At 65.0% G+C, this 26573-nt stretch carries 24 protein-coding genes; 8 read left to right on the top strand and 16 right to left on the bottom strand.

The features are described 5' to 3' along the window. Positions 1 to 9: 9 nt before the first annotated feature. The gene (locus XI06_RS27145; protein WP_271606943.1) at positions 10 to 1470 is read right to left on the bottom strand and encodes a cell wall hydrolase; all 1461 of its coding nucleotides are present in this window, start codon (positions 1468 to 1470) and stop codon (positions 10 to 12) included. Between the two features lie 214 nt (positions 1471 to 1684). Between XI06_RS27145 and XI06_RS27140 the strand changes: the two genes are divergently transcribed. Next, positions 1685 to 1846, top strand: a complete 162-nt coding sequence (locus tag XI06_RS27140) for a hypothetical protein (RefSeq protein ID WP_237863376.1) — start codon at positions 1685 to 1687, stop codon at positions 1844 to 1846. A gap of 78 nt (positions 1847 to 1924) precedes the next feature. On the opposite strand, the gene ppdK is transcribed toward XI06_RS27140, so the two are convergent. After that, the gene (ppdK, locus tag XI06_RS27135; RefSeq protein WP_237863375.1) at positions 1925 to 4852 is read right to left on the bottom strand and encodes a pyruvate, phosphate dikinase; all 2928 of its coding nucleotides are present in this window, start codon (positions 4850 to 4852) and stop codon (positions 1925 to 1927) included. Positions 4853 to 4948: 96 nt separating this feature from the next. Next, positions 4949 to 5104, bottom strand: a complete 156-nt coding sequence (locus XI06_RS27130) for a DUF3096 domain-containing protein (protein ID WP_128953280.1) — start codon at positions 5102 to 5104, stop codon at positions 4949 to 4951. Positions 5105 to 5327: 223 nt separating this feature from the next. Here XI06_RS27130 and XI06_RS27125 point away from each other — a divergent pair, with 223 nt between their 5' ends. Further along, positions 5328 to 5681, top strand: coding sequence for a DUF1236 domain-containing protein (locus XI06_RS27125; protein WP_237863374.1), 354 nt, complete (start codon positions 5328 to 5330; stop codon positions 5679 to 5681). Positions 5682 to 5931: 250 nt separating this feature from the next. On the opposite strand, the gene glyS is transcribed toward XI06_RS27125, so the two are convergent. From glyS to XI06_RS27095, 6 genes are all read right to left on the bottom strand, one after another. Then, positions 5932 to 8040, bottom strand: coding sequence for a glycine--tRNA ligase subunit beta (glyS, locus tag XI06_RS27120; protein ID WP_237863373.1), 2109 nt, complete (start codon positions 8038 to 8040; stop codon positions 5932 to 5934). Continuing rightward, positions 8040 to 8987 (bottom strand): glycine--tRNA ligase subunit alpha, encoded by a 948-nt coding sequence (locus XI06_RS27115; RefSeq protein ID WP_237863372.1) that lies wholly within the window; start codon positions 8985 to 8987, stop codon positions 8040 to 8042. The genes glyS and XI06_RS27115 overlap by 1 nt, the downstream gene beginning before the upstream one ends. 214 nt (positions 8988 to 9201) lie before the next feature. Continuing rightward, positions 9202 to 9393, bottom strand: a complete 192-nt coding sequence (locus tag XI06_RS27110; protein ID WP_212297600.1) for a hypothetical protein — start codon at positions 9391 to 9393, stop codon at positions 9202 to 9204. A 104-nt stretch (positions 9394 to 9497) separates the two neighbouring features. Beyond that, positions 9498 to 10406: a S49 family peptidase gene (locus tag XI06_RS27105; protein WP_271606942.1), complete on the bottom strand. Its 909-nt coding sequence runs from the start codon at positions 10404 to 10406 to the stop codon at positions 9498 to 9500. Between the two features lie 216 nt (positions 10407 to 10622). Next, entirely contained in the window at positions 10623 to 11390 is a 768-nt protein-coding gene (locus XI06_RS27100) for a tRNA1(Val) (adenine(37)-N6)-methyltransferase (protein ID WP_271606941.1), read from the bottom strand. After that, positions 11383 to 11610, bottom strand: coding sequence for a putative signal transducing protein (locus XI06_RS27095; RefSeq protein WP_057757173.1), 228 nt, complete (start codon positions 11608 to 11610; stop codon positions 11383 to 11385). The genes XI06_RS27100 and XI06_RS27095 overlap by 8 nt, the downstream gene beginning before the upstream one ends. A gap of 131 nt (positions 11611 to 11741) precedes the next feature. Between XI06_RS27095 and XI06_RS27090 the strand changes: the two genes are divergently transcribed. The 5 genes from XI06_RS27090 (at position 11742) to XI06_RS27070 (ending at position 16484) form a co-directional block, all read left to right on the top strand. Then, the gene (locus XI06_RS27090) at positions 11742 to 12749 is read left to right on the top strand and encodes a polyprenyl synthetase family protein (protein WP_237870216.1); all 1008 of its coding nucleotides are present in this window, start codon (positions 11742 to 11744) and stop codon (positions 12747 to 12749) included. 413 nt (positions 12750 to 13162) lie between these two features. Continuing rightward, entirely contained in the window at positions 13163 to 13678 is a 516-nt protein-coding gene (locus XI06_RS27085) for a winged helix-turn-helix transcriptional regulator (protein ID WP_237866762.1), read from the top strand. A 1-nt stretch (position 13679) separates the two neighbouring features. Then, the gene (gene fabF / locus XI06_RS27080) at positions 13680 to 14942 is read left to right on the top strand and encodes a beta-ketoacyl-ACP synthase II (RefSeq protein ID WP_237866760.1); all 1263 of its coding nucleotides are present in this window, start codon (positions 13680 to 13682) and stop codon (positions 14940 to 14942) included. 44 nt (positions 14943 to 14986) lie between these two features. Then, positions 14987 to 15619, top strand: coding sequence for a LysE family translocator (locus XI06_RS27075; RefSeq protein WP_237866759.1), 633 nt, complete (start codon positions 14987 to 14989; stop codon positions 15617 to 15619). Then, positions 15612 to 16484 (top strand): alpha/beta fold hydrolase, encoded by an 873-nt coding sequence (locus XI06_RS27070; RefSeq protein ID WP_237866757.1) that lies wholly within the window; start codon positions 15612 to 15614, stop codon positions 16482 to 16484. Before XI06_RS27075 ends, XI06_RS27070 begins: the two co-directional genes overlap by 8 nt. A 141-nt stretch (positions 16485 to 16625) precedes the next feature. On the opposite strand, the gene XI06_RS27065 is transcribed toward XI06_RS27070, so the two are convergent. The 3 genes from XI06_RS27065 to XI06_RS27055 form a co-directional block, all read right to left on the bottom strand. Then, complete coding sequence (locus tag XI06_RS27065) at positions 16626 to 17510, bottom strand: 4-(cytidine 5'-diphospho)-2-C-methyl-D-erythritol kinase (RefSeq protein ID WP_237866756.1); 885 nt, start codon at positions 17508 to 17510, stop codon at positions 16626 to 16628. 29 nt (positions 17511 to 17539) lie between these two features. Continuing rightward, positions 17540 to 19336: a tetratricopeptide repeat protein gene (locus XI06_RS27060; RefSeq protein WP_237866755.1), complete on the bottom strand. Its 1797-nt coding sequence runs from the start codon at positions 19334 to 19336 to the stop codon at positions 17540 to 17542. A gap of 313 nt (positions 19337 to 19649) precedes the next feature. Continuing rightward, on the bottom strand, positions 19650 to 21311 hold the full coding sequence (locus XI06_RS27055; protein ID WP_237866754.1) for an electron transfer flavoprotein-ubiquinone oxidoreductase: 1662 nt from the start codon (positions 21309 to 21311) through the stop codon (positions 19650 to 19652). Between the two features lie 136 nt (positions 21312 to 21447). Here XI06_RS27055 and XI06_RS27050 point away from each other — a divergent pair, with 136 nt between their 5' ends. Continuing rightward, positions 21448 to 22257 (top strand): uracil-DNA glycosylase, encoded by an 810-nt coding sequence (locus tag XI06_RS27050; protein ID WP_271606940.1) that lies wholly within the window; start codon positions 21448 to 21450, stop codon positions 22255 to 22257. 115 nt (positions 22258 to 22372) lie between these two features. On the opposite strand, the gene XI06_RS27045 is transcribed toward XI06_RS27050, so the two are convergent. The 4 genes from XI06_RS27045 to XI06_RS27030 form a co-directional block, all read right to left on the bottom strand. Beyond that, positions 22373 to 23881, bottom strand: a complete 1509-nt coding sequence (locus XI06_RS27045) for a glycosyltransferase family 39 protein (protein ID WP_237870208.1) — start codon at positions 23879 to 23881, stop codon at positions 22373 to 22375. A gap of 99 nt (positions 23882 to 23980) precedes the next feature. Then, on the bottom strand, positions 23981 to 24754 hold the full coding sequence (locus tag XI06_RS27040) for a ribonuclease HII (RefSeq protein ID WP_237866750.1): 774 nt from the start codon (positions 24752 to 24754) through the stop codon (positions 23981 to 23983). A gap of 77 nt (positions 24755 to 24831) precedes the next feature. Then, a complete protein-coding gene (locus XI06_RS27035) occupies positions 24832 to 25287 on the bottom strand; it encodes a VOC family protein (RefSeq protein WP_237866747.1) in 456 nt (151 codons plus the stop codon). Positions 25288 to 25311: 24 nt separating this feature from the next. Beyond that, positions 25312 to 26484 (bottom strand): PA0069 family radical SAM protein, encoded by a 1173-nt coding sequence (locus XI06_RS27030; RefSeq protein WP_237866745.1) that lies wholly within the window; start codon positions 26482 to 26484, stop codon positions 25312 to 25314. Between the last annotated feature and the right edge of the window lie 89 nt (positions 26485 to 26573).

Raw genomic sequence — 26573 nt, 5'->3', positions numbered from 1 at the left:
GACGCGCTTTTAGCGCCGCTCCGTCACGCCCATCTCGGCTGAGCTCTTCGCCTCCTGGACGAGCTCGGCCGAGAGCGCGGCGGTCTGCGCCGGCGTGCCCCAGCTCGGCTCCTCGCTGCCGTCGCCCCAATTGCGCGGCCGGTAGAAAGTGTGCACGCCTGTCTTGTACATCTTCTTCATCTCGGCGACCCAGGACGGACGCACCCAATAGGCGTGGTAATGCGTCGACTTGCCCACTTCAGGCAGCCAGATCTGGCCGTCGAGCATGGCCTTCGAAATCTTCTTGGCGCGCTCCCACATCTCGGGCTCGCGGATCACGTCGGGATTGTTGTCGCAGGCAAAGGTGAACTGGCAGGCGAAGTGGCGGTACTTGTTCTGATAGACCACGCCGCACACCGTATCAGGATATTTGCCTGAAAATACGCGGTTCATCACAACTTGCGCGACCGCGATCTGGCCGCGCACGGCCTCCCCGCGGGATTCGAAATAGACGGCTTCTGCAAGACACTTTTCCGACTTCGCGCGTGATTTCTCGTCGAGGGCCAGCCGCTCGGCCGGAGATTTTGCGCGCTGGTTGTCGGCGTTGACCTCACCCTTCGGCGCGACGCTCTCGCCGCTCTCGGTGGCGCTCGCGGCGTCCTCGTTCGCCGGCGACAGCGAGGCCAGCTTCATATCAGGGTCGGGCATCACGATCAGCGGCTCGGCGCCGGGCTGCCAGCTCTCGATGCTCTCGAGGTTACCGCCCAGTGAAGAGCTGCCGAAGAACAGGTTCGAGGTCTTGATGCTGAAGGGATCGCGCGGCGGAGCTTCGACCGTCGCCTGCTTCAGCGTGTTGAGTGGCTGTGCTGCAAACGACAGGGCGTTGTCGTCTGCCCTCGGCGCATTTGTATATTGAGCCAACGGCGGCGCACGCATCGCCTCCTGCAACTCGGGATCGAGCGCCGCCGCGGACTCCGGCGACATCGCTTGCGGCTGTACGGCGGGCAGCACGGCAGTTTTCGCGCCGAACACGGAGCTGTTCGAGGTCGCGGGATTTTCCTGCGCGGGCGTCGCGGCTGGAGCTGCCGGCTCAGGCACAGGCGCGGGCGTCACGGTGGCGAGCCGATCGCCCTTCAGCGCACGGTCAACCCTGGGAAAGTCGGAGGCCTGGTAGCGCGCAGGCGCTTGCAGCACCGGGTTGCGCGAAATGGAACCGGTGACATCGCGGCCATCGAGACTGGCGAGACGCACCATCGCGCTCTGCGGCGCGGATGTGCCGATGGGGCGCGAGAAGCTGTAAGTGGCAAGCTGAATGGACGAGGCCGCAGAGAACACCTGCTTCTGCCAGCGCTCGGCAACGCCGGGCTGACGCGCCAGCAGCGAGCCTATGTCCTGATATCCGATCTCTCTCGGCATCAATGCGAAGATGCAGAGACCGAGTCCGAAGGATGCGAACCGCGCACCCTTCGGATGGTTACGCAACACTGACATCGATACGCTCACGCTACGCTTACGCCCGTTCTGATCGAACTCAGTACATCCGTGCAATTCGATCTTTATCGTGAGTATCTAATTTAGGTTGCCGGGGCGTTAATCCGCGTTGCGCGCAAGGCACACTCAAGCAATGTCAGGTGTTTCCACGGGGCGATGCTGCGCATTGGTAAACGTCGCGTCGCGAGAAGCGGTAAACAATCGGTCAATGCGAATGGTGAAGGAACTCTTTCTGATGATTCTTGCGCGCACGTATCATTACGGGACGCGTGATGAACTCGCGCTGCCGCAACACACTCGTCATTGCGAGCGCAGCGAAGCAATCCAGCGTCTTTCCGCGGAGGGATTCTGGATTGCTTCGCTGCGCTCGCAATGACGTGGAGAGAGCATGGGCTCAAATGAAAGAGGCGGAGCCGAAGCCCCGCCTCTTCGCATTCAACCACTCAACTCGTCCTTACGCCTGGCTCGCAACCGCCTTGCCGAGCGCGGCCTGCGCGGCGGCGAGGCGCGCGATCGGCACGCGGTAGGGCGAGCACGATACGTAGTCGAGGCCGACATTGTGGCAGAAGGCAACGGAGGCCGGATCGCCACCGTGCTCGCCGCAAATGCCCATCTTGAGCTTCGGGCGCGCCTTGCGGCCGCGCGCTACGCCGATCTTGACCAGTTCGCCGACGCCTTGCTGGTCGAGCGAGATGAAGGGATCGATCGAGAGGATGCCCTTGGTCACGTAGGGACCGAGGAAGCTCGCGGCGTCGTCGCGGCTGATGCCGTAGGTCGTCTGCGTCAGGTCGTTGGTGCCGAACGAGAAGAACTCGGCGCTCTCGGCGATCTCTTCCGCGAGCAGGCAGGCGCGCGGCAGCTCGATCATGGTGCCGACCTGATAGGCGATCTTGGTGTTGGTCTCGCGCATCACCGACTTCGCGGTGGCGTCGATGCGGCCCTTGACCAGGTCGAGCTCGGCCTTGGTCGCGATCAGCGGCACCATCACCTCGAGGCCGACGGCCTTGCCGGTGCGCTTCTCGGCCTCGACCGCGGCCTCGAAGATGGCGCGTGCCTGCATCTCGGCGATCTCGGGATAGGCGATCGCGATACGGCAGCCGCGGAAGCCGAGCATCGGATTGAACTCCGACAACTCGCGCGCGCGGTCAGCCAGGCGCCGCGGATCGGTGTTCATGGCGCGCGCCACTTCCTCGACCTCGGCATGGGTGTGCGGCAGGAACTCGTGCAGCGGCGGATCGAGCAAGCGGATCGTGACGGGCAGGCCCTTCATGATCTCGAACAGCTCGACGAAATCGGCGCGCTGCATCGGCAAGAGTTTTGCCAGCGCGGCACGGCGCGACTGCTCGTCCTCGGAGAGGATCATCTCGCGCACGGTGCGGATGCGGGTCTCCTCGAAGAACATGTGCTCGGTGCGGCAGAGGCCGATGCCTTCCGCGCCGAACTTGATCGCGGTGCGGGCATCGTCAGGCGTGTCGCCGTTGACGCGAACACCGATCTTGCGGACCTGGTCGGCCCAATTCATCAGCGTGCCGAACTCGCCAGACAGTTCCGGCTCGATCATCGGCATGCGGCCGGCCAGCACCTGGCCGAGCGAACCGTCGATGGTGATGACGTCGCCGGCCTTGAAGGTGCGCGAGCCGATGCTCATGGTGCCGCGGCCGTAATCAACGCGGATGGTGCCGCAGCCGGAGACGCAGGGCTTGCCCATGCCGCGCGCGACGACCGCCGCGTGCGAGGTCATGCCGCCGCGGGTGGTCAGGATGCCTTCGGCGGCGTGCATGCCGTGGATGTCTTCGGGGCTGGTCTCGATGCGGACCAGAATCACCTTGCGTCCGTCGCCCTGGAGCTTGGCCGCTTCGTCCGACGAGAACACGATCTCGCCGGAGGCAGCACCCGGGGATGCCGGCAGGCCGGTCGCGATCACGTCGCGCTTGGCGTTGGGATCGATGGTCGGATGCAGGAGCTGGTCGAGCGAAGCGGGATCGATCCGCATCACCGCTTCCTTCTTGGTGATCAGGCCCTCATTGGCGAGTTCGACCGCGATGCGCAGCGCGGCCTTCGCGGTGCGCTTGCCGCCGCGGGTCTGCAGCATCCACAGCTTGCCCTGCTCGACCGTGAACTCCATGTCCTGCATGTCACGGTAGTGCTTCTCGAGCAGCGTGTAGATCCGCGTCAGCTCCTTGAAGGCCTCAGGCATCGCCGCTTCCATCGATGCCTTGTCGGAGCCGGACTCCTTGCGCGCTTCCTCGGTGATGTCCTGCGGCGTGCGGATGCCCGCCACCACGTCCTCGCCCTGCGCGTTGATCAGGAACTCGCCGTAGAGCTTGCTCTCGCCGGTCGAGGGGTTGCGGGTGAAGGCAACGCCGGTTGCCGAGGTCTCGCCCATATTGCCGAACACCATGGCCTGCACGTTGACCGCGGTGCCCCAGGATTCCGGAATGTCGTGCAGCTTGCGGTAGGTCACCGCGCGCGCATTCATCCAGGACGAAAACACCGCGCCGACCGCGCCCCAGAGCTGGTCATGCGGATCCTGCGGGAAATCCTTGCCCGTCTCGCGCGCGACCGCGTCCTTGTACTTGCCGACCAGGTCGACCCAGTCCTCGGCGGTGAGGTCGGTGTCGAGCGTATAGCCCTGGCTGTCCTTGAAGGTGTCGAGGATTTCCTCGAAGTGATGATGCTCGAAGCCGAGCACCACGTCGGAATACATGGTGATGAAGCGGCGGTAGCTGTCATAGGCGAAACGGCGGTCGCCGGAGAGCTCGGACAGCGCTTCCACCGTCTGGTCGTTGAGGCCGAGATTGAGCACGGTGTCCATCATGCCCGGCATCGAGGCGCGTGCGCCTGAACGTACGGACACCAGCAGCGGGTTCTTGGTGTCGCCGAACACCTTGCCGGTCAACTTGCCGATATAGTCGAGCGCCTTCTCAACCTGCGACTGCAGCTCCTTCGGATAGGATTTGTCGTGGGCGTAGAAATAGGTGCAGACCGAGGTCGGGATGGTGAAGCCCGGAGGCACCGGCAGGCCGAGATTGGCCATCTCGGCGAGATTGGCGCCCTTGCCGCCGAGCAGGTCGCGCATCTCCGTCCGGCCCTCGGCCTTGCCGTCGCCGAAGGTGAAGACCCACTTGTTGGCCGGGATCTTTGCCGGCGCGCTCTTGGCTGGAGCAGCCTTGGCAGCGACCTTCGGTGCAGCCGCCTTGGTCGCAGCCTTAGCGGCCGGCTTGGCCGCAGCCTTCGCGGCAACCTTGGCGACCGGCTTTGGGGCGCTCTTCACAGAGCTGCTCTTGGGGAGCGCCTTGCGGGCGGCCGGCGCGGCTTTCGCCTTGGCGGAAGGCTTTGATTTCGCTGGGAGTTTCTTAGGCTTCGAGGCGGCTTTGGCCATAGCTTGCACACAACCTTCGAGAGGAATGGGAAATCGCGCGCCTTACACCACTTTGGGCAGGCCTGCGCAAGTCGAACAGTTCCGAAAAGTGAAGGCCTAGAGATGGAGCCACTTCAACAAACCGAGCCCGATCGCACCATTGAGGATGAGAAAGATCGCCACGATGAAGTTGAGCAGGCGCGGCATGATCAGGATGAGAACGCCCGCAAGCAGCGACAGGAGCGGCGAGATGTGGGCGACGGTGAGGTGCATGAACTATCTTTCCGTGGGATGAGGCGAATCGCGGCGGGATCATAGCGGACCGGGTTTCGCCCGTAGAGACGCACAAGGACTGATCCCGGTTCCAGGCTTCGCGAAAACTGCCCGAAATTGCCGCGTATGCGGCAAGGCTTTTTCCGGAACATCACGCGCGGCGCAGCATTGGCAACCGGTCGCGCCACTGGCGCGGGCTGAAATCGATTCGAAGGAGTTGCCCATGCGGAACAGGATTCTCGCCCTCGCAGCGCTTGGCATCGCGCTCAGCGCGCCGATCGCGGCGCAGGCGCAAACCGGGATCACAGTGGGACGCGCGCCCGTTGTCGTTGACAGCGGCCCAACGATTGCGGTCGAGCAGCGGCCGGCTTTCCGGGACTATGTCGTCGAGCAACGTGTGCCGGCATTCAGCATTCCCGATCGCGTCGTGGTCGGTGCCACCTTACCTGAAACCGGCATCACTTATTATGACGTGCCGCAACGTTTCGGTGCGACGACGTATCGCTACACGGTCGTGAACGGCGAGACGGTGCTGGTCGAGCCGCGCTCGCGGCGCATCGTCGAGGTGATGAACTAGCGCTTCCAGAAATCAACTAGATGTCCGTCGCGTCACATCAATCAGGCTGGCGCGAGCAGTGTAATCGGACATCAGGCCCCGCCCGGTCTTCCCCCCGCCGGGTGGGGCATTTTTTCTCTCGTCATTCCGGGGCGCGCGGAGCGCGAACCCGGAATCCATCATGCAGCGCATGACGAGGAGAAATGGATTCCGGGCTCGCGCCAAGTGGCGCGCCCCGGAATGACAGCGGTGTTTGCCGCGCGACCGCGCCTCAATCCTGGATCTTCGAGAAATCCGCCACTCCGCGCGTGGCGCTGCGGATCTCATTCAGCAGTTTCAAACGATTCTCGCGCACCTTGGCATCGTCGTCGTTGACGCGCACCTTGTCGAAGAACGCATCGACCGGCGGACGCAACTTTGCCATCGCGCTCATCGCGGCGGCGAAGTCTTCCTTGGCGACGGCGGCACTTGCTTCCGCCCTCACCTCGCCGATCGCCTTGGCCAGCGCCTTTTCCTCATCGAGGCCGTAGAGCGCAGCATCCGGCGCACCGTCGAACGTGCGCTTGTCCTTCTTCTCCTCGATCGAGAGGATGTTGCTGGCACGCTTGGTGCCAGCGAGCAGATTCTTGCCGTCGTCGGACTCCAGGAACTTGCCGAGTGCATCGACGCGGCGGACGATTGAAAGCAGCCCAGCCTCGTTTCCGCCAAGCTCAAGCACAGCGGCGACGAGATCATGCCGAGCGCCTTGTTCTCTCAGTTGAACCGTCAATCGATCTTCCAGGAAGTCCTGGAAGGAATCGCCGATGTTTCCCTTCTCAGTATCAGAGACGTCGGGCCGAACGGTGTGGATATGCGAGTCGAGGAGACCTCTTGGATGCAAGTCGATCTCGTTCTCTAACGCGATTCTAATCACACCCAGCGCCGCACGACGCAGTGCATACGGATCCTTGCTGCCCGTCGGCTTCTCGTCGATCGCCCAGAACCCAACGAGCGTATCTATCTTGTCCGCGAGCGCCACCGCAACGCTGACCGGATCGGTCGGCACGCGGTCGGCAGGCCCCTGCGGCTTGTAGTGCTCCTCGCAGGCAGCCGCGACCGAGGCGTCCTCACCCTGGGCCAGCGCGTAGTACTTGCCCATCAGGCCCTGCACCTCAGGGAATTCGCCGACGACTTCGGTCAGCAGATCCGCCTTGGCGAGATGCGCGGCACGCGTCGCCTTGACGACATCGGCGCCGACCAGCGGCGCGATCTCGGCGGCGAGACGCTCGATCCGCTTGATGCGTGCGGCCTGCGTGCCGAGCTTCTCGTGGAACACGATCTGCTCGAACTTCGGCAGACGATCCTCGAGCTTGGTCTTCAGGTCGGTCTCGTAAAAGAACTTCGCATCCGACAGCCGCGCGCGGATCACGCGCTCGTTGCCTGACACGATGACCTTGCCGCCGTCGGTGGCCTCGATATTCGCCGTGAGGACGAACTTGTTGGTCAGCCTCCCGGTCTTGGGATCCCTGACCACGAAGCATTTCTGGTTGTTACGGATGGTGGCGCGGATCACCTCGTCGGGAGTCTTCAAGAACTCCTGCTCGAACGAGCCCATCAGCACGACCGGCCATTCGACGAGGCCCGAGACCTCGTCGAGCAGGTTTTGGTCCTCGACGAGCTCGAACCCTTGCGCGAAGGCAAGCTGCTTGGCATCGGTGAGGATCGCGTCCTTACGCCGCTCAGCGTCGAGCACGACCTTCGCGTCCAGGAGCTTGGCTTCGTAGTCCTCGAAGCGGCGGACGGAAATAGCCGACGGCGCGAGGAAGCGATGGCCGTAGGTGGTCTGGCCGGCCTCGATGCCGTCGACGGAAAACTTCACGACATCGGGCTCTTCGGTCTCGAGGCCGAAGGTCGCGGTGATCGCGTGCAGCGGACGCACCCAGCTCAGCGCGCCCGGCTTGGCCGAGCGCGCGCCCCAGCGCATCGATTTCGGCCAGGGGAAGGTGCGGATCATCACGGGCAGGATTTCCGCGAGCACGTCGATGGCGTCGCGGCCGGGCTTCTCGATCAATCCGATGTAGAAATCACCCTTCGGGTCGCGCTGGATCTTGGCCTCATCCAGTGACTTCAAGCCTGTGGCCTTCAGAAAGCCCTGCACGGCCGCATCGGGGGCGCCGACTTTGGGCCCGCGGCGTTCGGTTTTCAGGTCAGGCTGACGCGCGGGGATGCCATGCACGGTGAGCGCAAGACGGCGCGGCGTCGCGAAGGCTTTCGCGCCTTCGTAGACCAGGCCCTCGGCGACGAGCTTGTCGGTGACCAGGCGGCGCAGATCATCGGCCGCCTTGGCCTGCATGCGCGCGGGAATTTCTTCGGAAAACAGTTCAAGCAAGAGATCTGGCATCAGGCCGCTCCACCGGCTTCGGTGTGCACCCAGGCTTCGCCGCAGGCTTTCGCCAACTCGCGAACCCGGAAGATGTAGCTCTGTCGCTCCGTCACCGAAATCACGCCGCGCGCATCGAGCAGGTTGAAGACATGGCTCGCCTTGATGCACTGGTCATAGGCGGGGAGCGCCATCAGATGGGCCTCGCGCTTGCCGGATTCCGAGTTTTTCTGCCAGCCAGCCTCGAGGTATTTCTTGCAGGCCGCTTCGGCCATCTTGAACTGCTCGAACAGCATCGCCGTATCGGCATATTCGAAATTGTGCCGCGAATATTCCTGCTCGGCCTGGAAGAACACATCGCGGTAGCTGACCTTCTCTGCGCCTTCGCGGCCGTTGAAGTTCAGGTCCATGATGCGATCGACGCCCTGCAGATAACAGGCGAGGCGTTCGAGGCCGTAGGTGAGCTCACCCGCAACCGGTGCGCATTCGACGCCGGCGACCTGCTGGAAATAGGTGAACTGGCTGACTTCCATGCCGTCGCACCAGCACTCCCAGCCAAGGCCCCAGGCGCCCAGCGTCGGGCTCTCCCAATCGTCCTCGACGAAGCGGATGTCGTGGACGGCGGAGTCGATGCCGATCGCGGCGAGCGACTTCAGGTACAGCTCCTGGAGGTTCGGCGGCGACGGCTTGAGGATGACCTGGAACTGGTAATAGTGCTGGAGCCGGTTCGGGTTTTCGCCGTAGCGGCCGTCCTTGGGCCGACGCGAGGGCTGCACATAGGCGGCATTCCACGGCCGCGGTCCGAGCGCACGCAAGGTCGTCCCAGGATGGAAGGTGCCGGCGCCGACTTCCATGTCGTAGGGCTGCAGGATCACGCAGCCGTAATCCGCCCAGTAGCGCTGCAGGGCCAGGATCAGGCCCTGGAACGAGCGGTCCGGGCGCATATGGGCGGGCAATGAGGCGTCCATCGTCAGATCAGGCTCTCGCGGGGGTTTTGAATCGCGCGGGACCGTATCGACGGCGGCCATGGGAATCCCCCCCCCCCCCCCCCCCCCCCCCCCCCCCCCCCCCCCCCCCCCCAACCTCGTTCCGGGGCGATGCAAAGCATCGAACCCGGAATCTCGAGATTCCGGGTTCGATGCTTTGCATCGCCCCGGAACGACGGTGGGCCTGAAAAGGGTACTAACCCGGCCTATACGCCCCGGTCACGGGGTCACGCTTCAGCGTCTGGATGGTCCCCATATGGGCGGCCTCCGCGACGCGCGACAGGCGCATCTCCTCCAGCTCCTCGTTGATCCTGAGTGCGGTCTTGTAGGCCCAGCGGACCACGGCAAGCCCACCCAGAACGCCCGCAAATGCGACGAACGGCGGCATCGGTCGATCCTCGTGTAGTGCTCAGCCCCCACACACATTCTCGCGCAGTCCGGGCCGCGCCGCAATTGGCTCAGCACGGACCAAATGGCGCGGGGGAGCCGAACCTAGAACCCGAATTTCGCCCAAATCGCCCGCGTCTCGACGGCCGAGATCAGCTCATCCGGTAGCCCAGCCATTGATTCCATGGCCGAAAGCTGGCCCGCGCCGGGCGATTTCCGCCCCAACAGGCCGGACAGCAGCCCGGAGGGCTGCGCGATCACGGGGGTGAGAACCTTCTCGCCATAGCGGGCACGAAGAGTTGAGCGGATATCGCCGATCCCGTCGGCGAGCCCCAGCGCGATCGAGCTCTCACCGGCCCAGTATTCGCCCGTAAACAGGACGTCGTCCGCGCCCCTCAGCCTTGCGCCGCGGCTGTCCTTCACCAGCGCGATGAAGATCTGGTGGATCTCGCGCTGGAGAGCCTTCAGCTTGGCGACGTCATCGGGGTTTTCGGGCAGGAACGGATCGAGCATCGCCTTGTGGGCGCCTGCCGTGTAGAGGCGCCGCTCGATGCCGAGCCGCTTGATCGCATCCTGGAAACCGAAGCTGCCGCCGACCACGCCGATCGATCCGAGGATCGACGACGGATCGCAGAAGATCTCGTCGCCGGCGCAGGCGATCATGTAACCGCCCGAGGCCGCGACGTCCTCGACGAACACCAGCACAGGCAGCTTCTTCTCCGCCGCGAGCTGCTTGATGCGCAGATAGATCTGGCGCGACTGCACCGGCGAGCCGCCCGGCGAATTGATCACAAGCGCGACCGCCTTGGCGTTCCGGTATGAAAACGCCCGCTCCAGCACGCGGGCGAGGCCCGCCAGCGTCATGCCCGGACGCAGCGGCGTGACCGCGCCGATGACGCCCGACAGCCGCACCACCGGTACGACCGCGGCACCGGGGCGCAAGCGCGCCGGCAGATATTGCATGAGCTTGTCGGCCAGGCCGGAATTCTCGCGATCGTTCAATTGTTCGGCCATGCCGTCACCTCTGGTTAACCCTTATTTATCACGCGACTGTCATTGCTGGTGCCTGGAACGTGTTTTGCAGAATCCCAGTTGGGAAGCTGCAATGAGGCAGCGGAGGAAACGACATGAAGATCTATCTGCTGTTGATGCTGATGGGCGCGCTCTTTACGGCGATTCGCTTTACGTCCCAGCCAGAACAGCAGTCGGAATCGCTTCCCCAGTAAGCCGTCACGGCTCCGCCAGCGGCAAGACCGCTCTCCCTTCCAGAATATTCCGCACCTCTTTTTTGGGCACGGCTGACTCATCATTGAGCATGAGGCCCGGCAGCAATCGCATCGGCGCCCGTCCACCCTTCACCGCGCGCACCAGCACGCGGATCGCTGGACGTCCCGCTTCGCCATGAACCGGCAGGATCGACAGGCTGCCGAAGCCGCGTGACAGCGCTGCCAAGACATCTGCGATTCCATCTGCGCGCCAGATCAGCGTGAGCACACCGTTCGTTCGCAGGATACGCCGCGCTGCATGCACCCAGGCATGCAGCGTCTCGTCCGTGGCGACATGCGCGGTGTGACGCGCCTGGTCCGGCGAGCCGCGGTGCCGCGCGGGATCGTTGAAGGGCGGGTTCATCAACACGCAATCCGCACTATCAGGCGTGAGCCCATGGGCTGCAAAAGCCTGCGCGTCCGCGGTGACGTCGAGCACGATCACATCAGCGGCAATCGCATTCGCGGCCGCATTGGCGCGCGCGAGTTCGGCCAGCTCCGGATCGATTTCGACGAGGCAAAGCTTGATCCCGCCAACGCGCCGGGCCAGCGCGAGGCCAGCCGTGCCGACGCCGGCGCCGAGATCGACCACACGGTCGCCGTCGCGGGCCTCGGCCGCAGCGGCAAGCAGGATGGCGTCATGCCCTGCCCGATGGCCGGATCGCTTCTGCTTGAGCAGCAGCTGGCCGCCGAGAAAGGCGTCCTCGGTGAGATCTGTGACGACGTCAATCATCGCCGCGCAGTTCGTGGCTAAGGCCGGCGTCGGTCAGCAATTGCCGGGCCTCGCTGGCATCGTCCTCATGGACTAGGATCCGCCTGGGCAGCACGCCGAGCGAGCCCTCGATGATGCTCATGTTCTGGTCCAGCACCAGATGATGGATGTTGGCGCCGTCGAGCAGCGCGCCGATCGCCGACACCAGCACGATATCGTTGGTCCGAACCAATTCACGCAAGACGAGCCTCCTGCCTGAAAGGGGTGAAAGCGGCAAATGTCAATGGTTCCACAGGCCTTGCCGCATCCCCGTCCAGTTTCTATTGTCTTTCCATCAGAATAGCCCCTCCGGGGCAAATATTGGAGACCGGCGTGGCCGTCATCGTACCTTTCGAAACTCCCGGCGCGTCGATCGAAGAGCTGGTTGCCCTTGTGGCCCCCGACATGGAGCGCGTCAACGCCACGATCCTGTCGCGGACCGGGTCTGACGTGACCATGATCCCTGAAGTCGCCAACCATTTGATCTCCTCCGGCGGCAAGCGGTTGCGGCCGATGCTGACGCTGGCGATGGCGAACCTCGCCGGCTACACCGGCGACGGCCACATCAAGCTCGCCGCGTCCGTCGAGTTCATGCATACCGCGACCCTGCTCCATGACGACGTCGTCGACGAGAGCGAGATGCGCCGCGGCAAGCTGTCGGCCCGCATGCTCTGGGGCAATGAGGCGAGCGTGCTGGTCGGCGACTTCCTGCTCGGCCAGGCCTTCCGCATGATGGTCGAGGTCGGCTCGCTGCGCGCACTGGACATTCTTTCGGCAGCCGCCGCCACCATTGCCGAGGGCGAGGTGATGCAGCTCGCAGCCGCCAAGAACACCGCGACCACCGAGGACGAATATCTCGCCGTGATCCGCGGCAAGACCGCCGAGCTGTTCGCGGCGGCCTGCGAGGTCGGCCCCGTCATCGCCAACCGCCCAAAGGCCGAGCAGACCGCCTGCCGCTCCGTCGGCATGAATCTCGGCATCGCCTTCCAGCTGGTCGACGACGTGCTCGACTATGGCGGCAAGAGCGCCAAACTCGGCAAGAACACCGGCGACGATTTCCGCGAGGGCAAGATCACTCTGCCCGTCGTGCTCGCGTTCCGCCGCGGCAACGACTCCGAGCGCGCTTTCTGGATCAAGGCGCTGGAGCGCGGCGAGATCGGCGATGCCGATCTCGACCACGCCATCGGCCTGATGAACAAGCACCGCGCGCTCGAGGACACGCTGAGCCGCGCCCAGCACTACGGCGCCATGGCGGTCGATGCGCTGGCGCTGTTCCCGTCCTCGCCGATGAAGAGCGCGCTAGAGCAGGTGGTGGCGTTCTGCCTGGCACGGTCGCATTGAGCGCGGCGAGCTCTATCGATCTGCACTGCTCTTAGCACCGTCGTCCTGAGGCGCGAGGCACGGGACGCAATGCGTCCCATGAGGAGCCTCGAAGGATGTACGGCCCGGATGCAGCCGGGCCGTCGCCCTTCGAGGCTCGCCGAAGAGGGGAGCACCTCAGGGTGACGGTGATGGATATGTGCGCTCGCAATGACGGAGTACGGCGCACAGCCGTCGCTCAACTCCCGTGTCCCGGACGACGCTACAGCGCCGTTTGCGTTGGTGCACAGAGCCGGGACCTACGCGACATCCAGTGATCAGCAACATGGACCCCGGCTCTGCAGCGCACCGCTGAAAACGCGATGCGCTGCGTCCGGAGCAGGAGCGCGTATAGTTACTTGCATTTCGCAAGTTACTCTCCTACCTTCCCCGCCATGCAGCCCAAATTGCCTTCCATCCAGGAATGTCCGGTCGGCCGCGCCGTCGAGACGGTCGGGGAATGGTGGAGCATCCTGATCCTGCGGGACGCCTTGCAGGGCTCGACGCGGTTCGACGAGTTCGAGCGCAATCTCGGCATCGCGCCGAACATCCTGTCGCGGCGCCTCGCCCATCTCACCAAGACCGGCATGTTCGTCCGCCGCCGCTATCAGGAGCGGCCGCCGCGTTGCGAATATGTGCTGACGGACAAGGCGCGGGATTTCTTTCCCGTGATCGCAACGCTGCTCGCCTGGGGCAACAAGCATCTCGCGCCGAAGGGTGAATCCATCCTGCTGGCCGACAGGAACGATCTTCGGCCACTCGATCCGGTCGTGGTCGACGCCGCCGAGCGACAGCCGATCACGCTCGCCAATGCGGTGGTGGTTGCCGGTCCTGCCGCGAGCCGCCTAATGCGGCGACGGCTCACCTTGCTCAAAGCTATGAACCCGGACCTCGCACCGGCTGGAGACTGACATGCGTCGTATCGTCGTGACTGGAATGGGCGCGGTATCGCCGCTCGGCTGTGGTGTCGAGATATCCTGGCGCCGGCTGCTCGCGGGTCAAAGCGGGCTGCGCCCGCTGCCTCAATGGTCGCAGGCATTGCCCGCGCGCATTGCCGGTCTCGTACCCGACAAAGCCGATGATGCCGACGGCGGCTTCGATCCGGCCGACGCCGCTGCGCCAAAGGATCAGCGCAAGATGGACCGCTTCATCCTGTTCGCGCTGCTCGCCACCGCGGAAGCCGTCGCGCAGGCCAAATGGACGCCACAGGATGCATCTGCACAGGAGCGCACCGCGACGATCATCGGCTCCGGCGTAGGCGGTTTTCCCGCGATGGCGGAGGCCGTGCGCATCACCGAGCAACGCGGCCCGCGCCGGCTGTCGCCGTTCACGATCCCCTCGTTCCTCGCCAACCTCGCCGCCGGCCACGTCTCGATCAAATACGGCTACAAGGGCGCGCTGGGCACGCCGGTCACCGCGTGCGCCGCCGGCGTGCAGGCGATCGGCGATGCCGCACGCATCATCCGCGCGGGCGAAGCCGATGTCGCAATCTGCGGCGGCGCGGAGGCCTGCATCGACATCGTCAGCCTCGGCGGCTTTGCGGCGGCCCGCGCGCTGTCGAACTCCTTCAACGACGAGCCCATGCGTGCCTCACGCCCGTTCGATCGCGACCGCGACGGTTTCGTCATGGGCGAAGGCTCCGGCATACTGGTGATCGAGGAGCTGGAACATGCGCTGGCGCGCGGCGCCACACCGATCGCCGAGCTTGTGGGATATGGCACCACTGCCGACGCCTATCACATGACGTCGGGGCCGCCCGATGGCGACGGCGCCCGCCGCGCCATGGAGATCGCGCTCCGGCAGGCGAAGCTTGCGCCCGCCGATGTGCAGCATCTCAACGCCCATGCGACCTCAACGCCTGCCGGCGACGAGAGCGAGCTTGGCGCGATCGGCGCGCTGTTCGGCCGCAACAAATCCATCGCGGTCAGTGCGACCAAATCGGCCACCGGCCATCTGCTCGGCGCCGCCGGCGGACTGGAGGCGATCTTCACCGTGCTTGCCCTGCGCGACCAGATCACGCCGCCGACCCTCAATCTCGAAAATCCGGATGCGGGTGCGGAAGGGATCGATATCGTTGCCGGTGCTGCACGTCCCATGCCGATGCAGCACGCGATCTCCAACGGCTTCGGCTTCGGCGGGGTCAACGCCAGCGCGATCTTCCGCCGCATAGGCTAGCGGACCGGGCTTGCAATCGCGCACGGCATCGCTACCAAGGCAGGATGAGCGAAACGAATTTTTGGCTATTCCTCGCTGCCGCCCTCGTCATTGCCGCCATTCCGGGCCCCGGCATCTTCTACGTCGCGGCGCGAACATTGTCGGAGGGGCGCGCCGGCGGCTTTGCCTCGACCGCCGGCACGGCGCTGGGCGGACTGGTTCATGTCATCGCCGGCGGCCTCGGCATCTCCGCGGTCATCCTGGCCAGCGCCGAGTTGTTCGCCGCCGTCAAATTCGTCGGTGCGCTCTATCTGATCTGGCTCGGCATCAAGACATTTCGTGGTGCAAGCCGGATGCTGTCGCTTGAGAGCGAGCCTGTCGGCGACAAGCGCGCATTCCGTGACGGCGTGCTGATCGAGGCGTTCAATCCGAAGACCGCGGCATTCTTCCTCGCCTTCATTCCGCAATTCATCGATCCGGCGGGTACGAGCCCCACGCTGCAGTTCATCCTGCTCGGCGCCATCTCGGTGGCGCTGAACACGCTCGCCGACATCGTCGTGGTGCTGATGGCATCCGCGACCCGCACACAACTGATCGGGCGGCCGCGTCTGATGCGGCGCCTCACGCAGGGGTCTGGCATCTTCATCGCCGGCCTCGGTCTCTCGCTCGCGCTGGCACGGCGGCCGGCAAATGGCTAGCGCCCCGCAAAGCCGCTTCTATGAATCGCACGGCCTGCAACTGCATTATGCCGATTGGAGCAACGCGGGCGCGCCGCCGCTCATCCTGGTGCATGGCGGCCGCGATCATTGCCGGAGCTGGGACGCCATCGCCGGCTCGCTGCAGCCGCACTTCCATGTGATCGCGCCCGATCTGCGCGGCCACGGCGATTCCGACTGGACCAGAGGCGGCAGCTACGCGCTGACCGAATATGTCTACGATCTCGTCCAGCTCGTCCGCAGCATTGCAGCGCCGCGCGTGACGCTGATCGGCCATTCGATGGGCGGCATGGTGAGCCTGATTTTCTCGGGGGCGTTCCCCGAACTGGTCGACAAGCTCGTCGTGCTCGATGGCGTGACGATGCTACCCGATTCACCCAAGCCGCCGACGCATGAACGCATCGGTAAATGGGTCAGCCAGCTCGACAGGCTGCACGACCGAACGGCGCGCCGCTATGCGACGCTCGAGGATGCCGCGGCGCAGATGGTGCTTCACAACAAGCGCCTCACCCGCGACCTCGCGCTGCATCTTGCCACGCATGGCGCGCGACGGAACGAGGACGGCACCTATAGCTGGAAGTTCGATCCCTACCAGCGCGTTTCGGCGCCGCACCGGCTCTGGCCGGACGATCACATCGCGCTGTGGTCGCGCATCACGTGCCCGACGCTGCTGTTGAACGCTGGCGAAAGCTTTCTCGCCGGCGCGCGCTCAGCGGGCCTGGAGCGCTATTTCCAGCAGGCGCGCATCGCAACCATCGCCGGTGCCGGGCACTGGTTGCAACACGACAAGCCGGAAGAAGTGCTGGGTGAGATCAGGCAGTTTCTAGGGCTTGGCGAGCTACCGTAGGGTGAGCAAAGGCGCCCTTGCGCCGTGCCCCCGCCTCTCTCAATCGCAAAAAAATGCGTGGGCACGCTTCCGCCTTCGCTCTTCGAGCTACGGCGGACAAGTCGCTTTGCCCACCCTACGAGACCGTCGCCGGGGAAATACTTAGCTCAGCGTCCCCGCATGCACCCACCAGCCGGGGTGGTCGCGCCGAATCTTCTCTGCGGCGGCATGCGCGTCAGCGGGCGCACCGTATATCGCAAAGCACGTCGCTCCGGAGCCGGACATCCGCGCCAGCTTGACGCCGGTCGAGTCGCGCAAGGCGCTCAGCACGTCGCCGATCACGGGCTCGATGCGCATCGCAGGCGCTTCGAGATCGTTGGCCACCGTTTCGAGAACGTCGACCCAGTCAGCAATGGTGGCGCCCTCTTCCGGCCAGGCCGGAGCTCCGAGGACCGAGGTGGCCCCGACCAGGAGTTCGCCATTGCGCAGGCCAAGGGCCTTGAACACGTCCTTTGTCGCAACCGGCACGCGCGGATTGACCATCACGCAGGGCATGCTCGGCAACGCCAGCGGCAACAGCTGCTCGCCGACGCCAGTCATGTCACAGGCGCGCGAGAGCAGGCATACCGGCACGTCGGCACCGGTTGCCAGCGCGACCTTCTGAAGGCGGGGATCGTCGAGCGGCAAATTGTTGAGACGCGCGAGCAGGCGCAGCGCCGCGGCCGCGTCGGCCGAGCCGCCGCCGATACCGGCCGCGACCGGCAAGACCTTATCGAGCGCGAAGGCACCGAGCTTCAGATTCGGCACCGCGTCCGCCAGCAGCTTGGCGGCCTTGAACACGAGATTGTCTGAGGTCTCGCCGCAGGCCGCCGCGAGCGGCCCTGTGGTGGCGAGCTTGAGCTCACCGCCCGGCTCCAGCGTCAGTCGGTCGGCACAATCGGCAAACGCAACCACGCTTTCGAGATCATGATAGCCGTCGGCACGACGGCCGACCACGCGAAGGCTCAAATTGACCTTCGCGCGCCCTTCTTCAATCAACGCCGGCATCGGCGATACGCCCCCAGAACTTAACGAGATTAGCCGCCCTTGCCGTCGTCTTTCTTCTTGTCCGCCTGCGCGGCGGAAGAATTCGAACTGTCATCCGTCATGCCGTTGGCGATCTTGGCTTCGATCTTCGGCAGATCGTCCGGCTCGGGCTTGAGGTCGCGGGCATGCGCCCACTGGAATTTGGCTTCCAGCGTGCGGCCGACGCGCCAATAGGCATCGCCGAGATGGTCGTTGATGGTGGGATCCTCGGGCTTCAGGTCGATCGCGCGCTCGAGGTTCTTCACCGCCTCTTCGTAGTTGCCGATGCGGTAATAGGCCCAGCCGAGAGAGTCGACGATGTAGCCGTCGTCGGGACGCTGCTCGACGGCACGCTTGATCATCTTCATGCCTTCGTCGAGGTTCACGCCCTGGTCGATCCAGGAATAGCCGAGATAGTTGAGGACATGCGGCTGGTCGGGCTGCAGCTCGAGCGCCTTCTTCATGTCGGCCTCGGCCTTGCCCCACTGCTTGGAGCGCTCCTCACAGATGCCGCGATAATAGTACCAGACGCTGTTGGCCTTGTCGTTGCCTGCAGGCAGCACGTCGATGCCCTGCGAATAGGTCGCACCGCAGTCGCCGAACTTCTTGCGGCCGCGCTCGAGATTGCCGAGCGCCATAATCGCTTCGATGTCCTTGGAGTCCTCCGAGATCACGCCCTTGAGGATCTTGATCGCCTCGTCGCTGCGGTCGGCGGAATCCAGATCAATAGCAAGCTGGATCTGCGCGTTGCGCTTCAACGGCGAGGATGAGGGGACGCGCTCGTAGATCTTGATCGCCATCTGCGGCCGCTTCACCGATTCGTAGAGGTCGGCGAGCGAGAGCAGGGCCAGCGGATGGCTGGGCTGCAGATAGAGCGCAAGCTGGAGATAGACCAGCGCCAGATCCTCACCGCCTCGGCGGGTCAGGGTGGCGCCGATGCCGTAAAGCGCCTCGGCCGCACCGGCCTGCGCAGAATCGACCAGCGAGGGCATCTTCTTGCCGGCCTTGGTCTCGCGCAGACCCTCCACGATCAGCGGATGGCGGGCGAGCTTCTTGTCGAAGGCTTCGTAGACCGCGGTCGCCGAGGCCGCGTCCTTGTTGCGCGACAGCCAGCGCGCATAGGCTTCCGTCACGCGCAGCATGGAATCGTCGAGCTTGTAGGCGCGCTCGAAGCGGACGCCCGCGTCCTTCTCCTTGCCGGCGTTCTCGAGGATCATGCCGGCGTGCAAATCCTTGAACAGCGGGTACCATTCCGGGCCCGCCAGCTTGTCGATGGTCGCAACCGCGCCCTTGGCATCGCCGGCGCCATAGGCGGCCCAGCCGGACAGCAGCGTCGCGACGAGATCGGTGATGGGTCCGCGAATCGACTGGTTGATGTTGCTTTGCGCGCTCGGATATTTCTTCAGCTTCAGATCATGCACACCGACCACCAGGCGCGCGACGCGATTGGTCTTGTCGATGGTAAGGATGCGCTCGGCGAGCTTGACCGCTTCTTCGATGTCGCCGTCGTCGACCGAGGAGATGAAGGCACGGTCGAGCAGCTCGTTGTTCTTGGGGTCGGTCCGCAGCGCGGAGCGGTAGAAAGCGGCGGCGGAGGTCGCATCGCGCTCGACGCTGGCGTGGCGGGCGGCGAGATAGCTGCCGGCGGTGGTGAGCGACTTCAGATCGTTTCGGGTCGGAAACTGCGCCGCCGTGTCGGCCGGGTGGTCCGGCGTCTGCGCCAGCACCGCACCGGGGACCGCCACGATCGCAGAACCGGCAAGGGCGATGGCAGCAGCAGTCCAGCGGGTGAAACGATTTGAAAACATCAGGGCTCGCCTTGAGTTGGTAGTGCCTGGGTTTGAAGCAAAAGGCCGTCTCGCACGCGCGGCCGGCAACATGTGACCCGGAACCGTCGGGTCCGGACAATGCCGCTTTTGGCGCTTCACCGCAAGGATTCGGACCGGGCGATCCCCCTCCGCACGCCCCAAATCGGCCAAGTGACCGCCAAGAGAGCCCCAAGACGACGGTACTATGGCCTTATCGTGGCCGGGAGCCCCGGTGATGCTCCCGGGGGCACCCATGGTGTGCCCGTTCTCACGCGAACGTGCGCCAGGTCACGTTTTGTAACCCGAGGTCCCTTTACATCGCCTCGTAGTTCGGCCCGCCGCCGCCCTCCGGGGGAACCCAGGTGATGTTGCCGTTGGGGTCCTTCACGTCGCAGGTTTTGCAGTGGACACAGTTCTGCGCGTTGATCTGGTAGCGCGGCGCCGCACCCTCCTCGACCCACTCATAGACGCCGGCCGGGCAATAGCGGTTCGATGGACCGGCGAAGATGTCATGCTCGGAGGTCTTCTGCAGGTTCATGTCGGCGACCCGGAGATGGACCGGCTGGTCTTCCTCATGGTTGGTGTTGGACAGGAACACCGAGGACAGCTTGTCGAAGGAGATCTTGCCATCCGGCTTCGGGTAGTTCTTCGGCGCGTGCTGCTTGGCCGGATCGAGCGTCGAGCGATCGGGCTTGGCATGCGACTGCGTGCCGAACAGCGAGGTGCCGAACAGCGTGTTGAACCACATGTCGAAGCCGCCGAGCGCGACGCCGAGCACGGTGCCGAACTTCGACCACAGCGGCTTGACGTTGCGGACCAGGAACAGGTCCTTGCCAACCGACGAGGACCGCCAGGCATTCTCGTAGTCGACGACCTCGTCATTGGCACGATCGGCGGCGAGCGCGGCCGCGACATGCTCGGCCGCCAGCATGCCGGTGCCCATCGCATTGTGCACGCCCTTGATGCGCGGCACGTTGACGAAGCCGGCAGCGCAACCGACCAGCGCGCCACCGGGGAAGGTCAACCTCGGCACCGATTGATAGCCGCCCTCGGTGATGGCACGCGCGCCATAGGCAAGACGCTTGGCACCTTCGAAGGTGCCGCGGATCGACGGATGCGTCTTGAATCGCTGGAACTCATCGAACGGCGACAGATACGGATCGTCGTAGTTGAGATGCACGACGAAGCCGACCGCGACGAGGTTGTCGTCGTAATGATAGAGGAACGATCCGCCGCCAGTCTTCAGATCGAGCGGCCAGCCGAACGAATGCTGGATCATGCCCTTCTGATGCTTGGCGGGATCGATCTGCCAGACTTCCTTGAGGCCGATGCCGAACTTCGACGGCTCGCTCTTGGCATCAAGCGCGAACTTTGCGATCAGCTGCTTGGTCAGGCTGCCCCGCGCGCCCTCGGCGAACAGCGTGTACTTGCCGAGCAGCTCCATGCCGCGGGTGAAGGAGTCCTTGGGCTTGCCGTCGCGGCCGATGCCCATGTCGCCGGTGGCGATGCCCTTCACCGCGCCTTTGTCGTCATAGAGCACTTCCGCGGCGGCAAAGCCCGGATAGATCTCGACGCCGAGCGCCTCGGCCTTGCGCGCCAGCCAGCGGCAGACATTGCCGAGCGAGCCGATATAGCAGTGATGATTGTTCATCAGCGGCGGCATCATGAAGTTCGGCAGCTTGATCGCGCCGCCGGTCGTCATCCAGTAGAAGCGGTCGTCCTTGACCTGCGTCTTCAGCGGACAATCCGCATCCTCACGCCAGTCCGGAATCAGCTTGTCGAGCCCGGCCGGATCGATCACGGCGCCGGAGAGAATGTGCGCACCGACCTCGGAGCCCTTCTCCACCACGACGACGTTGAGATCGGCATTGATCTGCTTCAGCCGGATCGCCGCGGCCAGACCCGAGGGGCCGGCGCCGACGATGACGACGTCGAATTCCATGGATTCGCGCGGGGGAAGTTCTTCGGTGCTCATCTGATCTCAGCCCTTGAGACGGTTCCTTGTCATTTGCGCCCCCTTGTTTCCGATTTTTCCGGGTAGGACAACCACGGAAATGCGTTCCGCTGGGATGCAAGGCGCCTTAAGATGAACTAATAGTCAGACTTTCCCAATGATCACCGAGCCCGCACCCACCGTTCGAGAGCTTCTCGCCTTCTATCTGGAGGCCGGTGTCGATTGCGCGCTCGCGGAGGAACCGGTCGACCGCCTGGCGGAATTAGACGCCCCGCCGCCGGCCCCGCGCGTAGCGGCGGTTGAAGCGCCGCGGCCTGTCGCCGCGCCTGCGGTGATACGCGGCGAGGCCGCACCGGCGCCCGACATTGCGATCGCCTCGGCGCGCGAGGCCGCGCGCACCGCGCCGACGCTCGAGGCCCTGCGCGAGCTGATGCAAAATTTCGAAGGTTGCGCGCTCAAGCACACCGCGACGCGGCTGGTGTTCGCCGACGGCAATTCGCAGGCGCGCATCATGTTCGTCGGCGAAGCGCCGGGCCGCGACGAGGACATCGAAGGACTGCCGTTCGTGGGACGCAGCGGCAAGCTGCTCGATCTGATGATCGGCGCGATCGGGCTCAACCGCACCACCGCCTACATCACCAACGTCATCCCCTGGCGCCCGCCCGGCAATCGCACGCCGACGCCGCAGGAGACGCAGATCTGCCTGCCCTTCATCCAGCGTCATATCGAGTTGGTGAATCCCGACATGCTGGTGACGCTCGGCAATCCCTCGACGCAGACGCTGCTCTCGACGCGCGAAGGCATCATGCGCACGCGCGGGCGCTGGTTTGATTACGACACCGGCCAGCGCACCATCCGCGCGCTGCCGACCTTCCACCCGGCCTATCTGTTGCGCTCGCCGTCGTACAAGCGGCTGGCCTGGCAGGATCTGCGGGCGATTGCGAAGGTGTTGGCGCAAGGCTCGTGAGAGGCAGAACGGCCTATCCCCGTCGTTGCGAGCGCAGCGAGGCAATCCAGAGTCTTTCCGCGGAGACAGTCCGGATTGCTTCGTTGCGCTCGCAATGACGAATGGAGAGAGCGACCTACGCCCCCTTCGGCCGCACGATCGCCCAGCCGATGCGCAACAATCCCTGACGGCCATTGACCAGCCATTCGAAGGCCCGCGGCACTTCGGGCACGATGCCCGGGAAGCGCGCGAGGATTTCGGGCGGCGGGGTGCCGGCGGTGTCGGACGCGCGCCAGACCACGACGCCGCCGCTCTCGCTGAATTTCGCCTGTGACATCCAGGGTGTGCGCCCCGGATCAGCATCGATGAAGAGGTGTGGCCGGCCGGAATGCAGCGTGATCAGGCTTGCAAGCTGCGTCTCGCCGGCGACCGCGCGCAGGCGATGGTTGGTGCGGCGGGCAAAGCTCTCGTCGAAGAAATCCGAGATCGCGTGCGCCGGCATCGAGGTCGCAATCTCGCCGGTGCCGGTCCAGGGCATGAACAATACCGCCAGGACGACGCCGGCGGCAGGGGCGATGACGGCCGCCGCCCATACCGTGCGCAACATCCGCGCGCGGCGCATGGCGATGAGATCGCCCGCCATTACGACCATGGCGAGGCCCGACATGACCAGCACGACGCCGGCACCGCCGACCACAGTCTCGAGCCAAAACAGGCCGGAGATCAGGACCGCACCGAGCGCCGGCGCGAGCGCAAAGAAATAGACGAAGTTGCGTGCGAGCGGCTCGACCGGCGGCCGGTAGATGATCGGCGCCTCCTCACTCTTGCCGGCGAACAGGGGTGTGTTGAGGAAGCTCAGCACCGGGACCGCGATGGCGCCGAACACCAGCCCGCCGAGCAGCCAGACGGCGTGGATCGCACGGGCACTGAGGTCGGCCAGTTGCGGCAAGGCCGGCAGCACAAGAGTTTGGGCGCGCATCAGCCAGACCGCATAGGGCAGCGCCAGCACGGCCACGACGACGAGCGCGAACAACGGATCGAGCGCGCGCAAGGTCCGGCGGCCGCCGGCGGTCGACAGCGCGAAGATGACGAGCAGCGCGAGCAGGAAGATCGCAGCCGGCGTGGTCAGGAGCAGAAGGCCCGCCTCGATCGACCAGGCGAACCAGGCATTACCGCGGCGCTGGCCGATGATCTGCCAGGAATGCAGCAGCAGCAACGCCCAGAGCGGCCGGGCGAGGACCAGGGGGCCGAAGTCGAGCGCGGACGAGGAGAAGGCCAGCACCGTCATGGTCAGGAGCACGGCGAGAACCGCCTGCTGGGTACCCACCACGGCCCGCGACAGATGATAGAGCGTGATGAAGGTCGCGATCTCGCAGAGCTCGGCAAGGACGTAGACGCCGAACACATGGCCGCCTGCCACGCGATAGGCAATGTCCGCGAGCCAGATCGACAGCGGCGGGCCGAGATCAGTGCCGACCCGATATTCGCGGCCATAGGCCAGCAGGGTCGCCAGGCTGCCGGGCGGACTGCGATAGAACAGCAGCGCCACCAGCAGCCACATCGCGGCCTGCAGCAGCACGGCAATCCAGACGATCAACCGCGGCCGGGCGCGAATGAGCTCGATGACCAGGGAGGTAAACCGCATGCAACGCCCGAAAGATGCAGCCAACCCGTCCAGCCGGCCCTATTCGCTCACACCCGTTTTGATAAAGGGCGCCACGCGCCGTGGCAACGGCGGTCTGCTCTAGAGGCCCGCTGAAGCCTCGATTTCAACTGAGGTCTCGACCTCGGTGACGGAGAACAGATCCTGCACCGGCTCGACGGTCCAGGGCATGTGCTTGGCACGGGCAGCGGCGACCGGGGCGAAGAAGCTGCGGTGGTGGACGGTCGGGCCGAGGCGATCGAGCGCGTCGAGATGCTCGGGCACGCCATAGCCCTTGTGCTGCTCGAAGCCGTAGCCGGGGCAATCCTGCGCCAGCGCGCACATCAGCCGGTCGCGCGTCACCTTGGCGACGATGGAGGCGGCCGCGATCGAGAGCACGATGCCGTCGCCGCCGATCACGGCCTCGCAGTCGCAAGACGTATCGAGCCGGTCGCGGCCGTCGACGAAGACGTGCCTGGGCGCCTCGGGCAGCGCGACCACCGCGCGCTTCAGCGCCCAGAGCGAGGCCCGCAAAATGTTGTCGCGGTCGATCCGCGCGGGCGAGGCGACGGCGACCGAGACTTGCGCGGTGGCGCAGATCTTCTCGAACAGTTTTTCGCGCTCTTCGCCGGTCAACCGCTTGGAATCGTCGATGCCGCGCGGGATGCGGTCGGGGTCGAGAATCACGGCGGCGGCCACCACGGGGCCGGCGAGCGGCCCGCGGCCGGCCTCGTCGCAGCCCGCGACCGGCCAGATGCCGCGCTTGATCAGCGCGCGCTCGCGGCGGAAGCTCGCCTTGGCAGGCGCAGCCTTCTTCTCAGCGGCCTTCTCTGGCGCATCTTTGGCCGGCTTCTTGGCGGACTTGTCCCGAATCATGGCCGGGATCGTGCGCAAGCCGGCTCGCCCGCGCAACCGGGAACCCCGCGCAATTCCCGTTATTCAGACGGACCGCTCTACTCCGCCAGATGCACCCGCCGGTCGTCGCCGACCTCGATGCCGGGCGCGACAACGACCTCCCAGGGATGGCCGTCGGGGTCGGCGAAATAGCCGGAATAGCCGCCGTAATCGGTCTCATGTGCGGCCTTCAGCAGCGTGGCGCCCTTACAAAGCGCAAACGCCAGCACGGTATCGACCTCCTCCCGCGAAGCGCAGTTCCAGGCAAGCGTGACACCGCGGAAGGTTGTCGGCCTCGGCTGGTCCGGCAGCCTGGTGTCGTCAGCGAGCTGATCCCAGGGAAACAGGCCAAGCACGGGACCACCGGTATCGAAGAACGCAACGGCTTCACCCGTAACCTTGAGCCGGCGCGAAAAGCCGAGCGCATCGTAGAAGGCGATGCTGGCGCGGATGTCGCGCACACCAAGCGTGATCACCGTGAGCCGCGGTATCGGGGCCGGCAGATCCTTACTCATCACATACCTCGTTCGCTCCGCGCCTCAGAACAGGCTGAGCTGCTCGCCGTTCGGCTTCGGCTTGGCAAAATGATCCGTCGTCAGCTTCGAGCGGCGCTTGTTCAGCCCAAGCCGGTCGCAGGCGATCTCGAAGCGACGGCCGATGGTCCAGGCCATGGGACCGGTTCCTTTCATACGTTCGCCCCATTTCGAATCGTAGTCGCGCCCCCCGCGCATGTCGCGGATCAGGGTGAAGACGTGGCGATACCGGTCCGGATAATTTGCCATCAGCCATTCGCGAAAGAGATCGCGCACCTCCAGCGGCAACCGCAGCAGGACATAGGAGGCTTCCTTGACGCCGGCATGGGCGGCGGCATCGAGGATGCGCTCGATCTCGGAATCGTTCAGCGCGGGGATCACGGGCGCCACCATCACGGTGGTGGGGATGCCGGCGTCAGAGAGCTGCTTCAGCGCCTCCAGCCGTTTTGGCGGCGTCGAGGCCCGCGGCTCCATGGTGCGCGCGAGTTTTGGGTCGAGCGAGGTCACTGATATCGCGACCTTGGCAAGGTTGCGCTTGGCCATGCGCTGGAGAATGTCGATGTCGCGCACGACCAGCGCCGACTTGGTGACGATGCCGACGGGATGGCCGGTGCGCTCCAGCACCTCGAGAATGCCGCGCATGATTTTGCGCTCGCGCTCGATCGGCTGATAGGGATCGGTGTTGGTGCCGATCGCAATCATCCGCGGCTCGTAGCCTGAGGCCGCGAGCTCCTTCTCGAGCAGAACAGGCGCCTCGGGCTTTGCGAACAGCTTTGACTCGAAGTCGAGCCCCGGCGACAGGCCGAGATACGCGTGGGTCGGCCGCGCGAAGCAGTAGACGCAACCATGCTCGCAGCCGCGATAGGGATTGATCGAGCGGTCGAAGCCGATGTCGGGAGAGTCGTTGCGGGTGATCACCTTGCGTGAGGTGTCCACCCCGACCGTCGTCTTGAACGGCGGCAGGTCTTCCAGGCTCTGCCAGCCATCGTCGAAGGCGACGCGCGCCTCGGCTTCAAAGCGGCCGCTGGCGTTGGACTGGGCACCCCGCCCTCGCCTGCGCTGGCGGTCGATGGCGACAGCCAGTTCAGGAAAGTCGGCAGGAATATCTGAGAGCGCACCCGCCGGCTCGGAGGGCGCCGTGACCGGCGGGTGCTTGAGAGCAGAAGAGGCTGGACTCATGCAATCAAGATAACACGCCGAAGGAACAAATCAAGAACAAGAATCGAAAACGCGAAAACAACCCCATGCACAGTAGCGCTGCCCAAACT

It is taken from the genome of Bradyrhizobium sp. CCBAU 11434, from assembly GCF_028128895.1.
Taxonomy (GTDB): domain Bacteria; phylum Pseudomonadota; class Alphaproteobacteria; order Rhizobiales; family Xanthobacteraceae; genus Bradyrhizobium; species Bradyrhizobium zhengyangense.
The sequence above is the reverse complement of the archived record's forward strand: the minus strand, read 5'-3'. Positions and strand labels throughout refer to the sequence as shown.

Coding starts and splice junctions, on each gene's coding strand:
- XI06_RS27125 (WP_237863374.1), top strand. CDS start 5,328: ATGCGGAACAGGATTCTCGCCCTCGCAGCGCTTGGCATCGCGCTCAGC.
- XI06_RS27075 (WP_237866759.1), top strand. CDS start 14,987: ATGAGCGAAACGAATTTTTGGCTATTCCTCGCTGCCGCCCTCGTCATT.
- XI06_RS27085 (WP_237866762.1), top strand. CDS start 13,163: ATGCAGCCCAAATTGCCTTCCATCCAGGAATGTCCGGTCGGCCGCGCC.
- XI06_RS27055 (WP_237866754.1), bottom strand. CDS start 21,311: ATGAGCACCGAAGAACTTCCCCCGCGCGAATCCATGGAATTCGACGTC.
- XI06_RS27105 (WP_271606942.1), bottom strand. CDS start 10,406: ATGGCCGAACAATTGAACGATCGCGAGAATTCCGGCCTGGCCGACAAG.
- XI06_RS27045 (WP_237870208.1), bottom strand. CDS start 23,881: ATGCGGTTTACCTCCCTGGTCATCGAGCTCATTCGCGCCCGGCCGCGG.
- XI06_RS27130 (WP_128953280.1), bottom strand. CDS start 5,104: ATGCACCTCACCGTCGCCCACATCTCGCCGCTCCTGTCGCTGCTTGCG.
- XI06_RS27070 (WP_237866757.1), top strand. CDS start 15,612: ATGGCTAGCGCCCCGCAAAGCCGCTTCTATGAATCGCACGGCCTGCAA.
- glyS (WP_237863373.1), bottom strand. CDS start 8,040: ATGCCAGATCTCTTGCTTGAACTGTTTTCCGAAGAAATTCCCGCGCGC.
- XI06_RS27060 (WP_237866755.1), bottom strand. CDS start 19,336: ATGTTTTCAAATCGTTTCACCCGCTGGACTGCTGCTGCCATCGCCCTT.
- ppdK (WP_237863375.1), bottom strand. CDS start 4,852: ATGGCCAAAGCCGCCTCGAAGCCTAAGAAACTCCCAGCGAAATCAAAG.
- XI06_RS27115 (WP_237863372.1), bottom strand. CDS start 8,987: ATGGACGCCTCATTGCCCGCCCATATGCGCCCGGACCGCTCGTTCCAG.
- XI06_RS27040 (WP_237866750.1), bottom strand. CDS start 24,754: ATGATTCGGGACAAGTCCGCCAAGAAGCCGGCCAAAGATGCGCCAGAG.
- XI06_RS27100 (WP_271606941.1), bottom strand. CDS start 11,390: ATGATTGACGTCGTCACAGATCTCACCGAGGACGCCTTTCTCGGCGGC.
- XI06_RS27035 (WP_237866747.1), bottom strand. CDS start 25,287: ATGAGTAAGGATCTGCCGGCCCCGATACCGCGGCTCACGGTGATCACG.
- XI06_RS27145 (WP_271606943.1), bottom strand. CDS start 1,470: ATGTCAGTGTTGCGTAACCATCCGAAGGGTGCGCGGTTCGCATCCTTC.
- XI06_RS27030 (WP_237866745.1), bottom strand. CDS start 26,484: ATGAGTCCAGCCTCTTCTGCTCTCAAGCACCCGCCGGTCACGGCGCCC.
- XI06_RS27110 (WP_212297600.1), bottom strand. CDS start 9,393: ATGCCGCCGTTCGTCGCATTTGCGGGCGTTCTGGGTGGGCTTGCCGTG.
- XI06_RS27065 (WP_237866756.1), bottom strand. CDS start 17,510: ATGCCGGCGTTGATTGAAGAAGGGCGCGCGAAGGTCAATTTGAGCCTT.
- XI06_RS27140 (WP_237863376.1), top strand. CDS start 1,685: ATGGTGAAGGAACTCTTTCTGATGATTCTTGCGCGCACGTATCATTAC.
- fabF (WP_237866760.1), top strand. CDS start 13,680: ATGCGTCGTATCGTCGTGACTGGAATGGGCGCGGTATCGCCGCTCGGC.
- XI06_RS27050 (WP_271606940.1), top strand. CDS start 21,448: ATGATCACCGAGCCCGCACCCACCGTTCGAGAGCTTCTCGCCTTCTAT.